Genomic DNA, 15,636 nt, shown 5'->3' with positions numbered 1-15,636 from the left:
TATCAATTTATTTTATGATGGTCATACAATTTAACCAAATTGGCAGCGGTTGTTTTCCAATCAAACCGCTGAATGACATCCTCTCTCGCTTGTTTGCCTAACCGTTGTCCCCATTCCCGGTTACGGGCGAGCTGGACGATCGAACGGGCAAAGGATCTGTAGTTTCTGTAATTATCGATTAGCAGTCCATTGTGCCGGTCCCGGACAATTTCTCCGATCCCTCCGACATTCGAGGCAATGCAGGGCAAACCGGTAGCCATAGCTTCCACATTGACCAATCCAAAGGCTTCATGCTTCTGGGACGGGCAGACAAAGCAATCGGCCATCCAATAAAGCTTGTTCATATTCCGGTGGGATAATTGCCCCATAAAAATGGCTGGAACGCGGCATTGACGGGCATATTTCCTTACTCTCGCCCCGTATTTCGCATTCTGACTCTTTCCGGCAACAACTAACCGGATCGCAGGAACCTCCTTCCTTGCCAGGCGAATGGCTCGAATTAATAACGGCAGCCCTTTACGCGGTATCAGGCGTCCTGCAAAAGCGACGACAAAGGATTCATTAAGCCTATAACGACTCCTTAATTTCTTTCTCTCTTGCAATACAGGGGGTCGAAATCGGTGGAGATCCGCCCCCAGCCAGATTTTCTTTATTTTCGTATTCAGTTGGGGATAGCGTTCCTTCAACACTCCCTGCAAGGACAAGCTGTTGGCTACAATTAAATCAGCTTGGGACAGACAGCGGGTGGCACGCGCATGAGCAATCCTTGATGGAGAAATGAAGGTAAGCGAATGAAGAAACAGGGAAACCGGAGTATTGGGATACCGCTGCTTCACTCGGGGTACAAACAGTGGACGGTTGTCTACTTGGATCCAATCGAAGGTCTGTCCCGACAATCGTACAAGAACATTGGTCAGATAGCGGCCCGGAGTTCCCCCTGGAACGCGGATGATCGTTAAATTACCTTCCCTGGTTAGAGAAGGGTAGCTGGAATGGGTGCGGCTTATAATAGTGACTTGATGGCTCGCGGCCAATTCTTTGGCTATATGATAGATGGATATTTCTACGGAGCCCCCTTTAATGGGGGGAACCGGAATTTGTTCTGGAGCGATAATGAGCAGGTGCATGGGATACGCACATCCTTAAAGGTCATAGTAACGAGCCAGCAAAGATACTGCTATTTTCACTCCAATATCATATGTAGAGGCTTCAGGCAATGTTATGGTTATCTGACATCTCAGGGAATGAAACTAGCCGCCCGATCTATAATGCGGATCTAAAGCGGCTCTGTCTCTTATAAATAGACTCGTTAATTCAGCTTTTTACGTTCCTCGGGTTCAGGCAAGCTGGCCTCCTCGGTCTCATCCACTATCCCTTTAGTAGAATTGCGGAATTCGCGCAGCGTATCTCCAAAAGCTCTTCCGAGCTGCGGCAGCTTGGCCGGTCCAAAGACAATCAGCGCAATCGCCAGGATGATGAGCAGCCCTGAAACCCCTACATTGTTAAACATATCATTACCTCCCATTATTGTGTATTGGTCGATAAAGGAGTCATCCTCTTATAATAATGCCCGGCCAGATAGGCGCTGATTTCAAACAGCGCAATTAATGGAATCGTGACCGACAGGTGCGAGACAAAATCCGGCGGAGAAATCAGCGCCCCGACTATAGCCAATCCGACATAAGCATATTTTCTGGTGGTTTTAAGCCTTGCCGGTGTCAATAGACCGAGACGCGTCATAAACAAGACGACAACAGGCATTTCAAAAGAAACAGCCAGCGGAAACACGACATTGAACATAAAGGTGAAGTAGCGGTCGATTCCATATGTTTCTATTGCTCCAATGGATGCATTCATCGTTTGCATAAACCGGACCATCATCGGAAAAACAACGTAATAACCGAAGCTGGCCCCCATTAGGAACAGCATGAACGATGCTGGAACATAAGCCAAAGTCCCCTTCGCCTCCGCGTCCGTCAATCCCGGTCTGACAAAAGCCCATAGTTGGTAAAGCAGGACAGGCAAGGTAAGCAGGACGGCAACCAGAAAGGCGCATCTCATATAGATGAACAAGCCGTCCGTTAACGAGAACACATTCCAATCAATGCCCGCCGCATCCGGCCTCGATTGGATGTATCGTAACAGCATGGGGGCTATGGACAATCCCGCACATAGCGCAATTATAAAAACCGAGGCAACGACTATCAGTCTTTTGCGAAGCTCTGTTAAATGCAAGACCAGATCGTTATTCGAACTCATGCTTATTCCCCAACCCTTCATCAAGGTGAGACTCTATACGAGAGATCCGCCTTGCTGCAAATATTTCAGGATGCCTTCCGCAGCCCGATAAGCGAGCGCACCGATTGTGCCCGTTGGATTATATCCGCCGTTGTGCGGAAAAGCTGAGGCCCCGACGACGAACACGTTCTCCGCATCCCACATCTGCAGATAGGAATTGACTGCGGAAGTGCCTGGATCGGCCCCCATAACGACGCCTCCCGTATTGTGCGTAGACTGATAAGGGACGATGTCGTAGTTGCTGATTGCTTTGGACACTTCCAGCTTGCTCGGCTTCATTTCTTTCATGACCGCTTCTGTCTTGGTCGACACAAATTTGACAAGCTCCCGGTCCTGGTCCTCGAAATCATAAGTCAATCGAAGCAGCGGAATACCATACACATCCTTATAGGTCGGGTCCAAATCCATATAATGATGTTTCCAAGGCATGTTGGCCCCTTGAATGCTGACGACGAGCATTCGATTAGCGTAATGGATGGACGCCTTCTTAAATTCCTTGCCCCATTTCGGCGTACCGCTCGGGGTCGGATTGCTGGAGATCGGCCTCAAGCCGGTTTGCGTAAAACGGATATTCGCCCCGTGAATAAAATTCAGATCCGTGTGATCAAAGTTATCTCCATTGAAATCATCGAAGCTGGTTCCCAATGCACCCGCTCCCATGTACAGATTAAATTCCCTGTCATCATAAAAGCCGTATGCATTGCCTCCTGTAATCTGATAAGCATAGTTTCTCCCGATCACCCCGGTTCCAGTTGCCGGATCATACGGCTTTCCGAGCTTGGAGTTCAGGAGCAAGCGGACATTCGAGAATACGTAGCTGGCCAGGATGACGAGATCCGCGGGCTGCTCGTACTCTTCGCCTGTTAAAGTGTTAATATAGACAACACCGCTTGCGCGTTTGCCGTCATGGACGATGCGGGTGACGTTAGAATACGTACGAATCTCCAAATTCCCTGTATTCTGGGCTACCGGGATGACGGTAACGATCGGGTCCGCTTTAGCACCATATTCGCAACCAAACCGTTCACAGAAAGCGCAATATTGGCAAGCCGCCCGGGTAATGCCATCCGGATTGGTATAAGTTTCAGACAAGTTAGCCGAAGGAATGACATAAGGGTGATACCCGAGAGCTTTGGCCGCTTCCTCGAACATTTTCATCGCCGGAGTTTTTTTCATTGGAGGAGTGGCGAATGGACTGGAGCGCTGGCCGACCATCGGGTTTTGCTCGGGTTCGCCGCTGATTCCCGCCATTTTCTCATACTTGTCGAAATACGGCTCAAGCTCGTCGTACGTAATGCCCCAATCCTGAAGGATCATTCCTTCGGGAATCTTGTTTTTTCCGTAACGCTCCACTGTTTTGGAATAAATCTCAAAATCATAGGGCAGGAAACGGTAGTTCTGTCCGTTCCAATGAACCCCCGCTCCCCCGATGCCATCCCCCATCAGGAACGAACCGTAACTTCGCATGGGCAGCGCCTTTACTTTTTCCGTATTCCGGAATGTGACCGTCTCCTTCGACAGATCCTGCATCAATTCGTATCGCTGGGCATAGCGAAGCTCGTCATGCACCATGAAGTAGTCTTCCGTTTTGCGCGGCTTTCCCCGTTCTAAAGCGACCACTTTATGCCCCGCTTTGGTCAATTCCGCGGCAATGATGCCCCCCATCCAACCTAAACCTACAACGACTATCGGTACTTTTGGTAATGTAGTAGCCAACTGGCATGTCCCCTTATCTAGTTAGTGACTCATATGATCGTGGAGGCTGGCAGGCTCCATCTTAATAAATTCCTCTTTGTCAATCACATCTAAATAACTCATCTGGTTGCCGGGATAATTACGCATTCTCCATCCGTCCATATTTTTGTTGCCTCCGTACAACGGGTCGGAATACGCTCCCTCAATAGTTAGAGAACGCAGCAAATTAAAGAAAAGCTTACTCGAAATTCCATGCAGCTGAACCTCTTCTCCTTTTTCGAACACCGTCAGCACTTCATCCTGCTGAGCTTCATCCAAATCGGTGAAAGCTTTGCCGTGCTTCCCCTCAGAGTAGTCTTTAAGCGCCTGCAGCCCCAAGGTAATAATTTCGTTACGCTTGAAGCCCGATTGATACCCTTGTGTAGCCTCCGCTTTATAAAAGGGCCCCATCATATAATCTCTGGCGTTCATCCCCCACGGGCCGGCCAATTGGTGATCGATATAATACGCGACACCCAATTCAATAGCGCCTGGACCGAGCTCGTCCTTCGGATAAATGCGTTCCGCCGCCGCCTGGGTCATTAGAAATTGCTCCGTATTCAGGAACATAAGCGCCTGATTATAATCCTTCGTCTGCTTTTCCGGCTGATCCCGCTGTCCAGGCGGCTTAATCGCAGGTCCTCCGGTCATGGATCTCCCAATGACCCCTCCGATAACTCCGCCAGCCACTACTCCGCCAAGCGCCGCGCCCGAATATTTGAGAAACTGGCGTCTGGACTCGTCGCGCGGGGCACCGCCCTGATGCTTGTCATCTGCCACCCCTGACACCTCCATCCATCGTTCTGTTAATTAATCTCAATAAGTAATGGTAGTTTCACCATAACGAGCATTTTTATGCCAAATTCCGTACATGCAAAAATCCGAGGCTTGGAAAGCCCCGGATTCATAGGTTATAGCGGGTTTGCTTATTTGGAAGAACCTCTTGCTTTAATTCCATCATTCACTTCTTTAATAATGTCCGCTCCACCGCGCCCCATCCATTCTTCGACCATTTTATTCCAATCGGTCAGAGGACGTTGGCCGGAAATCATCTTCGTCTGTTCTCCAATAATGTATTTCTTCAGATCGGCCCCCTTACTCGATTCCGTTTCCGAAAAAATTCCGCGACTTGGATCGGCATAGGGAGTTTTGTTGTACTTTGCTTCCATTTCCTCAATTTCTTTAATAAACTGCTGCATTCTCGGGTCATTATAAGAAGCAATGGAATATTGGTTCGCTTCGTCGTTCGGCGCCCAAGGCTTCCAGAATTCATGACGCTGCAGCATATATTGAATCGGCGTTATGCTTTCCGATCCGGGCTTGAGCACCGCTTTGCCGTCCGCCATTTCGTAGCCCTTGCCAACATGACCCATCAGCCAATCAAACACTTCGTTATCCGGCGTTCTTTCCTCAACCGGAACGAACTGTCGGCCGTAATCCATAATCTCCAAAATTTTCTTAACCTTGTCCGGGTCGTTCTTCAGTTTGGAGGAAAGCGTCGACAAGCCAAAATATCCTTGTCCCAATAATCTTCCTTGCGAGCCATCCGGCGCTTCAAAGTGTGGAATCGAGGCGAGCCTGGCCTCCGGATTCACCTCCAGCAGTCCCGTGAAGTACTCCTCCACCATCCCGGTAGGGGTGCCAATGAAAATCCCCGCCTTGCCTGAATAGAACTCTTTATTGGCTTGAGCCCAATTCAACACGGCAAAGTCTTTGGTCACCGCTCCTTCCTTGTAGGCTGCGGCCAGGGTTTCTATCACTTCCTTGCGTCCGGGTCCGATAATCCCGGGAATATAGTCGCCGTTCTCATTCTTGTGATACCATCCGCCCGACCAATAAGCGCCAGCCATATATTCGGGTGATATATCCTCTCCCAGGGCAAAGCCGTACGTATCATCCTTCCCATTGCCGTCCGGGTCATTCTTCGTAAAGGCAATCGCCACTTCCAGTAATTCCTCGTAGTTTGTCGGCATCGACAAACCGAGATTGTCCAGCCAATCCTGACGAATGACGTTGCTGAAAACATAGGTTGGAGCATACATTGGAATGCTGTAGATTTTGCCGTCTACCCGGAACTGATCCCACACGGAATCGGGAACCATCCGGAACGATTCATATTGATCGATGTAATCGTCCAGCGGCAGGAACGCTCCCTGTCTGGCCCATTTATAATAGTTCGAATCGAGATCCTTGATCGCCACAACGTCCGGCATATCCCCCGAAGCCATGACGACCGAAAGCTTGGCATTGAAATCCGATTGCAGAATAAACTGAGATTTGATATGAGCGTTGAATTTCTCCTTGATGGCATCGACTCCGGCGCCCTCCGCTGCCGGGAAGATCGTATAAGCAAAGTTCATAAAGCTGATTTCTTGCATTTTATTATCGTCTGTCTTTTTACCCTCGCTCTCCGGCTGTTTCGGTGCTTCCTTCCCGCTTCCGGCATTACCGCCTGAACAAGCTGAAGCGGTCAGAGCCAGAGCGATTATGAAAGAGCTTGCGGCCATCCATTTCGTTGTTCTCATCTTTCATCCACCTCCGTGTAGAATTGCAGATTCCTCAAGACACCCCGCCACCGTATAAAGTTACTGATTTCCATCAACACCTACGAGTGTGCTGTCAGCCTTTCACCGAGCCCAGCATCACCCCCTTGGCAAAATGCCTCTGCAGAAACGGATAAATGATCAGGATGGGAACGGTGGCCAACAGAATAGCGGCCATCTGAATCGTTTCCGCAGGAGGCGGCTGAACCAGTGTCTGCTGCTCCATCAATGACGTATTATCATTGACGACGACAATTTGGCGAAGCAGCACTTGAATGGGCCACTTGGCCGGATCGCTTAAGTAGATCAATCCGGTAAAATAGGAGTTCCAGTGGCTGACCGCATAGAATAAGCCAAAGGTGGCCAGGGCCGGCTTGGAAAGCGGCAGAATGATGGTGCCGAATATCGTGAACGGATTGGCCCCGTCCATAATGGCCGCTTCGTGCAATTCCTCGGGAATGTTGCGAAAAAACTGGCGAATGACAATCAGATTCCACGGACTGATCAGCACCGGTATAATGAGTGCCCAGATGGAATCCAACAAACCGGTCGCTTTAACGACGAGATAGGTCGGAATAATGCCCGCTCCGAACAGAAATGTAAACAGCACCATAAAAAGAATCGTTCTCTGCCCGACGAATTCTCGGGACAGGCCATAAGCCATCGTCGTTGTAAAAATGAGATTCAGCAGAGTGCCGAGTACCGTAATGAGGATCGTGACCCCGATTGAGCGGATAAACCGGTCATTGCCAAGAATATAGCGGTAAGCGTCCGCCACCCATTCCTTGGGCCACAGAATAAAGTCATTCTCCAGATAATCCTTCATTGAAGAAAAGGATACCGAAAAAATGTACAAAAAAGGAACAAACATACTGATGGAGATTACAATAAGCAGAAAAATATTAACGGTCTCCAGAATCCGATCTCCGATCGTTCGATGAAACATGGGATTCACCTCCCACTCCAGATTTAATAAATGCCTTCTTCTCCGAATTTTTTGGCCAGCCTGTTCGCTGTGATGACCAGCAGGAGTCCAACGACGGACTTAAATAGCCCCACTGCCGTCGCAAAGCTGAAATCCGATTGTAAAATCCCCTTGTAATAGACGTAAGTATCAAGCACGTTCCCTATATCCATCACGTATGGGTTAAGCATTAGAAATACTTGCTCGAAGCCGTTATCCAGCACCGTTCCAAGCCTTAGAATAAGCAGAATGACCACGGTACTGCGAATAGCCGGCAGTGTGATATGCCATATCCTCCTCAAGCGGCTCGCCCCATCGACTACGGCCGCTTCATACAACTCCGGATGGACACCCGCTAAGGCTGCTAGGAAAATGATCGTTCCCCAGCCGGATTCCTTCCAGATCACCTCCAGCACCAGCAGCGGCTTGAACAAAGAAGGAATTTGCAAAAACTGAATCGACTCCAGACCAAACCATGCTTGAAGAAGGTTGTTGACGAGCCCGTCGCTGCGCAAAAATATCGTAACTATTCCAATAACGACGACCCAGGATAAAAAATGCGGGAGGTACACGATCGATTGAATCACTTTTTTAAATCGTTCATGACGGACCTCATTAAGCATAATGGCCAGCAGAATGGGCACCGGAAAAGCAAAGGCAATTTGTAAAAACGACAGGACCAGCGTATTAATCAGCACCTGTACCACTTCGGCATTGTCAAAGATTCTAATAAAATGAGCCCAGCCTACCCAAGGGCTGTCCACAAAGCCTTGAAACGGGCTGTATTCTTTAAAGGCGATGACAGAGCCCAGCAAAGGGACATATTTGTATAGCAAAAAATAGACGAGGCCCGGCAGGACGAACACATACATGTAACGGCCCTGCCATATCTTTTTCTTGCTTCGCATCCACTTGATGGAGAGCTGAGCCGGAATCGGTGAATGGGCTTTCGTTTTTGCATCTGTTTTCATTCGTGTGTTCCCCCTTTCCTGATGATTGTAGTTGTACTGTAAACGGAATGGAGACAAATAGGAAGTTTCCTTTCTTGAATGGATCCTCAGCAAAAAAAGAAACAATTTTTGCATAAAAAGAACCTTTCCCCCTAGGAAGAAAGGTACTGAGAGCTATATTGCCGGCATGATCAAAAATGGAGTCTGTCAGAGCTGTGCCCTTTACGATATTGTTCACGGTATTTTCCCGGAGGGATCCCCGTGCTTTGCTTGAATACTCGGGAGAAATTCTGCGTCGTCGCGTAACAAAGCCGGTCCGTTATCTCCTTGATCGATAAGTCCGAATGCGCCAGCCATTCCTTCGCTTTGGTCATCCGGTAATGAATGAGATAATCGACAAAATTGACTCCCTTTTCTTCCTTAAAGGAACGACTGATGAGTGAAGGCGAGCATTGAAATTCATCCGCCACCTGCTGTAAAGACAAATCGGTTTCGAATTTTTCATGAATGTAATCGATAACCCGATGAATAAGAATGCTTTGTCTCGATTGCCGAGACTGCTCCATCTGACGCTGTATGGCCGGGAACAGCTCGTCGCAGAACCATTGTCGAATCTCTTCCAATGTACTGGCCGAATAAATATTCATATATAAGGGATCATCCATCCAGTCATGGAGATCATACCCTTTGTCGTGTAAACATTGATCGATTTCTCCCAACAGATAGGCGATCAGACCCAGCACGCTTTCCATATTGGCCATAAATTGAGGGACGTCATCCATCATCTGTGAAAACTGTTCCTGTGCCCGGTCAATCTCCCCTTCGGCTATACTGCTCAGAATCATCCGCTGCCAATTGGCAAAGAAACAGTTGAATTGCCGAATCGCCGTTGAGCCTTCCACAAGTTCCCGGCTGATTATAGTATCTCCTCCTGTCAAAAAACGGTAGCGAAGCAGCTGCAGCGCTTGTTCATAGCCGACACTTATCGTGGCCAGGGAGGGATGGGGATCACTTATAGCCACCGTAATCGTATATTGAAAATATTCGCGAACCTTCTCCCTGATCAGGCGGTTCATTTCGTTAACCTTGCTCCAGGTTTCCTCATCCTCTTGCTCCGTACCCAGAATATAGACCACCTGTCCGGGATTGGGAGTCAGGGTAACACAGCTCCGCAGCTCTTCACAAATTTCCTGAATCAGCTTGGAAAGAGCATACATAATGAGGGATCGATCTTTGGATCGGTATTTTTGGCGAAAAGGCACTGGCTGATCCACTTCCAGAGCGCAAACATAAAATCGGCTTCCTTGAAGCGTCAGATGATAAGGAGCCGAATGAGCGGCGAATTCCTGCTCGGTCATTTCTCCTCTAAGCAGCTTGAACAATACGCTTTCCTTTAAATGAGGCAGCTGCTCCTGCCATTGAACCCGCAGCCTTTCATTAGTAGTTAGAACCTTGCTTAAATATACATCCAGCGCTTTAAGATCATCCGCTCCCCGCTCGGCGTCTGAAAATTTGCCGGCCAGCCTCTGAATCGGAAAATATAGCCTGCGTGAGCCAATGATGGAAATGAGCATCCATAATCCAATCAGGACGCCCACGGTTATCCAGGTAAGCCGTCGGATGTTATCCGATTTGGCCGTCAGCTCCGATTGCGGGGTCATGGCTACGTAGGTCCAGTTATTGAAGGATGATTTTTCGGAAGACAGATGATATGCCTCCTGATTATAAGTATACGTCCCCTCAAAAGAAGAAGGATTCAGCCAAAAACGATACAAATCATCCGTAGGGGCCAGCCGGGTCCCGATCTCCTTGGTACTGCTTCCCAGGACGATCCGTCCCTGTTCATCAATAACCAGCAGCTTTCTTCCGCTTCCCAAGCTGGCGGATTGAAACACTTCGTAGATAATATCGGGAGCAACATGCAGCATTAGCCATCCTTCCTGCTCCGGTGAATCGACGGGCACCGGGCGCAGCAGCAGAAATTCTTTCTGCTGGGGATAGGTATAGGGCGGCACAACCATCGCCCCGGTATACTGCGGCTTGGAGAAATGAATGAGCTCATAATAAGGAAAATCCGTCAGTGCCTGCATCCCGTAATGATTCGAGTAAACCTGGTTGAATCGATTGTAGACTAGAGAAATATTGAATAGAGTTCCGTTATAGCTGCGGTATTGGCGGATGATTTCCTTCATGTCCAAAGTCGTTTCCAGTGCCTCCAATTGATCCAGAGAAATTCCAAGGTGAACCGATTTCTCCACCGTTCGATCACTGGCAATTTGTAACGAAGAGGCCTCCAAGCTCTTCAAGATGCCATCCATCTGATATTCGATCTGCTTCAAAATAATTCGATGATTGCGGTCCACCTCCTCTTGCACGCTGGATCCGGCCAAATAAGAGGAGATCAGACCAAGCAGCGTGACCGGAATGACGCTTAACAGCAAAGAGTACATCAACAGCTTTCTTTTAAAGCTTATCTGCTTCAAGAAGCGAATCGATTGCATCACGGTAACTCCCTCCTCAACCAATGAAATAATAATTCGCCCTTGCAATTTAATGTAATCGCTTTCAATATAGTGGTAAAAGGAGAGGCGGTCTCCATGACCCCCTCCTCTTGCCCGCAGATTTAAGGAGCCACCTCCAGGAATTTGATATCCGGGTTTTTCTCCATGGCTGTCCGCAGAGCATATTCGTTTTCAAACAAAGCAACATAATTATCTTTCTTGTCCTTAACCAATTGGGAGTTAATTCGGAATTTCCCCGGGTCGATCGAATCCCCGACTAGCCAACGGGCAAATTGATAGCTCATTCGCTGCAGCATAACCTCCACTCCGTATTCCGCCTTCATTCGATATTCGAACACCTCGAACTGAAGCTGCCCGACCACGCCAAGAATTAAATCCTCGAAGCCGATCGTCTTGAATACTTGAATCGTTCCTTCCTCGGTCAGTTGGTCCATCCCTTTTTGGAACTGCTTGTGCTTCAAAGCATTCTTGACCGTCACCTTGCTGAACAACTCTGGAGAAAAGGTCGGCAGTTCATCATACACAATGGCCGATCCTTGGCTTAAAGAATCTCCGATGCGGAAGATGCCCGGGTCAAACAGCCCGATAATATCTCCAGGATAAGCGACATCGACAATATCCCGGTCCTGAGCGAGAAATTGCTGGGGCTGGGACAGCTTAACGTCTTTACCGACACGCACATGCTTAACTGACATTCCCCGTTCGAACTTACCGGAGCAAATCCGCAGGAAAGCTACCCGATCCCGATGGGCCGGGTTCATATTGGCCTGAATTTTGAACACAAACCCGGAAAATTGCTCTTTCGTCGGCTCAATCTTTCCGGAACCACTTACTCTTGGCTCCGGCTTGGGAGCCAGCTGAAGGAAGTTCTCCAGGAACGTCTGCACTCCAAAATTATTAATAGCGCTGCCGAAGAAGACCGGAGTCAATTCCCCTTGTCTGACCTTCTCCATATCGAAAGGATCCCCAGCAACATCAAGCAGCTCTAAATCTTCACACAGTCTCTCGAATAAATAGTCGCCGGCTATATCCCGGACAAGCGGATCGTCATATCCACTAACCGGCTTTACCTCTATGTCGTCGTGATTGTCGCCTTTAAACAGCTCAATTCTTGTCTGCTCCCGATCGTATACGCCACAGAATTGTTTGCCGGAGCCGATCGGCCAGTTCATCGGATAGGAACGAATGCCGAGCACCTGCTCCAGCTCCTCCAGCAAGTCGAACGGATTCTGCCCTTCCCGGTCCAATTTATTAATAAACGTAAAAATCGGAATCCCCCGTTGACGGCATACCTGAAACAGCTTCTTGGTCTGAACCTCGACCCCTTTGGCCGAATCAATCAACATCACCGCGCTATCGGCAGCAGTAAGCGTACGGTAAGTATCCTCACTGAAATCCTGGTGACCGGGGGTGTCCAATATATTCACTCGACTGCCCTTATAGTCAAACTGCATAACGCTGGAGGTGACGGAAATTCCTCTCTGTTTCTCGATTTCCATCCAGTCTGAGGTGGCGTGTTTATTAGCTTTTCTTCCTTTGACCGTCCCCGCCAGACGGATCGCCCCTCCAAATAGCAGCAGCTTCTCGGTCAATGTTGTTTTCCCCGCATCCGGGTGAGATATGATGGCGAACGTTCTTCTTCTATCTACCTCCGCCTGTAGTTCCTGAACTAATTTAGTCGTCATAGATGGTAATCCCTTTCCTTCGAAGAATAATTATACAGCTGTTATATATGTGGCACTAAAGAAAGCTATCATTCCGTTCCGAAGGAAAGTGCCTCCGAAGCTTCAAACATCATACTCCTTCCCCAAAAAGTGAGGATAGGCTTCGAGGGGATTCCGGGTACTTTTCGGGGACCCCGAACCAACAGATCACTTCTATATAGATGGTCCTTCGGATAGTAGGAATACAAAGCCAAAACTCGCCCTGGAAGCATCTTTCTTTCTCCACTTCATGAGCTTTGAAATCTTTAGTGCCGAGTATATAGCGACATAAATCTGTGGAGATTTAAGTACCTATTTTAACCCTTGACGAGCGTAATGTCCCAATCCGCCTCGGCGATCCAACGGCCGTCGCTGAATTCACGGCCCTTCAACAGGACGCGGTCTTCGTAAACCTCGATATATAATCCTTGTGAGGCTTCTGGTCTGACGATTTCATACTTTCGGTTCATCACCCGGCTGACAGAGGAATTGCGGAACCAATGAAATTGTTCTTGAACGTAAGGCCCCATTCCATCGGTGAAATCCTGATGCTGATGACCCGAAAACACGAACACGTTCGGACACGACTGCACAATGGCGCGAAATTCCTTGGCTCGGATCAAGCGATGTGTTCCCCCATCCTGGCCGGCTTCCGGAAGCGGCTGATGAATCATGACCAGGGCGGGCTTGCCGTCCCGATGCGGCTCCATTTGTTCCTTAAACCAGGCCATCTGCTCATCGGAATACCAGGCGCCCTCCCCAACGTCGGGCTTCTCCTCCATATAAACCTCCTGGGACAGCATAATCAGATGGATTCCGTTAATCCAGGTCTCGTGATAAGGTTTATCTTGCCCCATAAAAGCCTGGAAGGCTTCTCGCGAATCAGCATCGGACTTGCCGTTAGGCATCCCTTCACGGTTAAACTGACCCTGCTTATCCATCCAGATATTATAATAATCATGGTTCCCCATATTCGCATAAAGAGGCGGGAGGTCAAAGCCGTCCAACACTCTTCTAAGCTCCTTATAATCCTTCTCACGGCCGTAGTCGGTCAGATCCCCCGTAATCACGACCGCATCCGGCGAATGGGGAAGCTGCTTCATATCCTCCAGCCCTTTAACCAGATGCTGACTATGAGCAGGTATATCCGGATTGATATGGGGGTCGCTCAAGATCAGCAAAGTTAACAGTAGCCCCTTGGCCGGCACTTCATCTTCAGAGGAAACGGGCGTCGGAGCCGGAGATGAAGGGCCGGGTTCCGCTTCACGGTCTAAGGGAACGGTCCGCTCTCTGAACCATCCTTGTCCAAGCGCTATAATAAAGGCGGCCGCAGCAGCAGCAAGACCTAGCAGCCACTTTATAAAAGCTCTTCTTGACACGGCGTCGCCTCCTTGGGTTGATCTTCCGTATTTTTATTATAGTCGCTTTTTAATCATCCTGCACGCAAGAGATTTACCCCTTGGGACGACATTCCGTCTGCGATTCGATATCGCCGCACAAAAGTCGCGGCGGGAGAAACGTGCACAGAGGTGGCCGGAGGCAGGAGCGCACCAGCGCGGACTGGCCCGAGAGCGGGGGCGCATCGGGCGCGCACTGGCCAGGACGGAGGCGTCCCGGGCGGGCTCCTGCCCGAGAACGGGGGCGCATCGGGCGCCTAACGAAACTGGGTAACCTTATTTGTGCAAAAACAGGCACGGCGGGATTGTAACGAAACTGGGTAACGCTATTACCGGAAAAATCGATAAAAAGAGGTGAAAAAGTGAAGATAACGATACACAGTTTCGTTAGGATTTGAAACAGGGCAAAAATGGCGATTTAACGATATGGAGTTTCGTTACGATCCGTAAATACGATCTTTAAACACGATCCGTGATCGTGATCCGTGATCGTGATCCGTGATCGTGATCCGTAATCCGTAATCCGTAATCCGAATAACCTCTTCAATTACGATCCGCATAACGGTTCCACAACGAATTGACAGCCTCTCTAGTTCCGTTAGAAAATCCAGAAGCACCATTTCACCCGAATATCGGATATGTGTTTCGTAAGCAATATTTGCGATATCGCTTGTTCCCGCTCGCCACTTCCAAATGCTTCAACTCAACCAACTTATGTAGAATGCGTCGGGCATATTGGTCCGATATCTGCAAATGAGCTGCCATTTCCATAGGAGTAAATGGCCATAACTGGCGCCGGGCAAACCGAATAGTTTCCGCCTCAAGGCAAGTCAACTCCGACGATACATCCGTCGCCATGAATCTGCCAATGAAGGAAAGAACAAGCTGCTGGCAACGTTGAGACTCATCCTTGATGGAAAGATAAGCGATCGGCAGTAAGATCCAATGATCGAGCGCCAACAAACAGTGCCGCCAGCATAGATCCTTAAAACGCCGGACATTAAGATCCCTGGCGTGAGGACCATATCCTTGGATTTCAATCGCTCCCTTAATACCTCCAGGCATATAAGCCAGATCGACGTAGCGATATCCATTATGAAAATCGCGCACTTCCCATTCGGGATACAAGTGATCGAAATGTTGAACAGCGGGAAACCAAACGTCTCGCAGAAATTCTATCGTCCCGTGCCCCAGCCCATTCTTAAGCAATTCAAGCCTTCTTTGATTTTTCTCTTGCACAATATTCTTTTCCAGCCACTCCTCATATTTCCGATCGAATGTCGACAACACGCTTCCCTCCTATTTTTCAATTGAAAAACAAAAACGCTCCGATACACAAGTATCGAAGCGGCGTGTGCTTCACGACCAATTAACTCAAGTGTAACCTGCAGCAAAAGTATTGGCAACAGCCAATACTCTACACCTTATATTGCACTGCTACCGATTACTGCTACTACTTACTGCTGTTGCTACTGCTATTAAGCTGATGCATACGCTAGGATTAGCGCCAGCGGCATCATTTAAC

General features: G+C 48.8%; 13 protein-coding genes. All 13 read right to left on the bottom strand.

What is annotated here, in order from left to right; translation table 11 throughout:
• Window positions 1-2: 2 nt before the first annotated feature.
• Complete coding sequence (locus KJS69_RS01590; protein WP_213581258.1) at window positions 3-1,127, bottom strand: glycosyltransferase family 4 protein; 1,125 nt, start codon at window positions 1,125-1,127, stop codon at window positions 3-5.
• Between the two features lie 182 nt (window positions 1,128-1,309).
• Window positions 1,310-1,510 carry a twin-arginine translocase TatA/TatE family subunit gene (gene tatA / locus KJS69_RS01585; RefSeq protein ID WP_213581257.1) on the bottom strand — a complete coding sequence of 67 codons (201 nt, stop codon included), beginning with the start codon at window positions 1,508-1,510 and terminating at the stop codon, window positions 1,310-1,312.
• 14 nt (window positions 1,511-1,524) lie between these two features.
• On the bottom strand, window positions 1,525-2,259 hold the full coding sequence (gene tatC / locus KJS69_RS01580; protein ID WP_213581256.1) for a twin-arginine translocase subunit TatC: 735 nt from the start codon (window positions 2,257-2,259) through the stop codon (window positions 1,525-1,527).
• Window positions 2,260-2,292: 33 nt separating this feature from the next.
• Window positions 2,293-4,014 (bottom strand): GMC family oxidoreductase, encoded by a 1,722-nt coding sequence (locus KJS69_RS01575; protein WP_213581255.1) that lies wholly within the window; start codon window positions 4,012-4,014, stop codon window positions 2,293-2,295.
• A 21-nt stretch (window positions 4,015-4,035) separates the two neighbouring features.
• Window positions 4,036-4,812 carry a gluconate 2-dehydrogenase subunit 3 family protein gene (locus KJS69_RS01570; protein WP_249730298.1) on the bottom strand — a complete coding sequence of 259 codons (777 nt, stop codon included), beginning with the start codon at window positions 4,810-4,812 and terminating at the stop codon, window positions 4,036-4,038.
• A gap of 146 nt (window positions 4,813-4,958) precedes the next feature.
• Window positions 4,959-6,557, bottom strand: a complete 1,599-nt coding sequence (locus tag KJS69_RS01565) for an extracellular solute-binding protein (protein ID WP_249730297.1) — start codon at window positions 6,555-6,557, stop codon at window positions 4,959-4,961.
• A 94-nt stretch (window positions 6,558-6,651) separates the two neighbouring features.
• Window positions 6,652-7,521, bottom strand: a complete 870-nt coding sequence (locus tag KJS69_RS01560) for a carbohydrate ABC transporter permease (protein WP_213581253.1) — start codon at window positions 7,519-7,521, stop codon at window positions 6,652-6,654.
• Window positions 7,522-7,544: 23 nt separating this feature from the next.
• On the bottom strand, window positions 7,545-8,447 hold the full coding sequence (locus tag KJS69_RS01555) for an ABC transporter permease (protein ID WP_374706605.1): 903 nt from the start codon (window positions 8,445-8,447) through the stop codon (window positions 7,545-7,547).
• Between the two features lie 233 nt (window positions 8,448-8,680).
• Window positions 8,681-10,990: a helix-turn-helix domain-containing protein gene (locus tag KJS69_RS01550; RefSeq protein ID WP_249730350.1), complete on the bottom strand. Its 2,310-nt coding sequence runs from the start codon at window positions 10,988-10,990 to the stop codon at window positions 8,681-8,683.
• A 122-nt stretch (window positions 10,991-11,112) separates the two neighbouring features.
• On the bottom strand, window positions 11,113-12,696 hold the full coding sequence (locus KJS69_RS01545; RefSeq protein ID WP_213581250.1) for a peptide chain release factor 3: 1,584 nt from the start codon (window positions 12,694-12,696) through the stop codon (window positions 11,113-11,115).
• Window positions 12,697-13,031: 335 nt separating this feature from the next.
• Window positions 13,032-14,093 (bottom strand): metallophosphoesterase family protein, encoded by a 1,062-nt coding sequence (locus KJS69_RS01540; protein WP_213581249.1) that lies wholly within the window; start codon window positions 14,091-14,093, stop codon window positions 13,032-13,034.
• Window positions 14,094-14,548: 455 nt separating this feature from the next.
• Window positions 14,549-14,671 carry a hypothetical protein gene (locus KJS69_RS29900; RefSeq protein ID WP_283777429.1) on the bottom strand — a complete coding sequence of 41 codons (123 nt, stop codon included), beginning with the start codon at window positions 14,669-14,671 and terminating at the stop codon, window positions 14,549-14,551.
• Between the two features lie 61 nt (window positions 14,672-14,732).
• Window positions 14,733-15,398 (bottom strand): transcriptional regulator, encoded by a 666-nt coding sequence (locus tag KJS69_RS01535; RefSeq protein WP_213581248.1) that lies wholly within the window; start codon window positions 15,396-15,398, stop codon window positions 14,733-14,735.
• Between the last annotated feature and the right edge of the window lie 238 nt (window positions 15,399-15,636).

This window comes from Paenibacillus sp. J2TS4, from assembly GCF_018403245.1.
Lineage (GTDB): Bacteria > Bacillota > Bacilli > Paenibacillales > NBRC-103111 > Paenibacillus_L.
The sequence above is the reverse complement of the archived record's forward strand: the minus strand, read 5'-3'. Positions and strand labels throughout refer to the sequence as shown.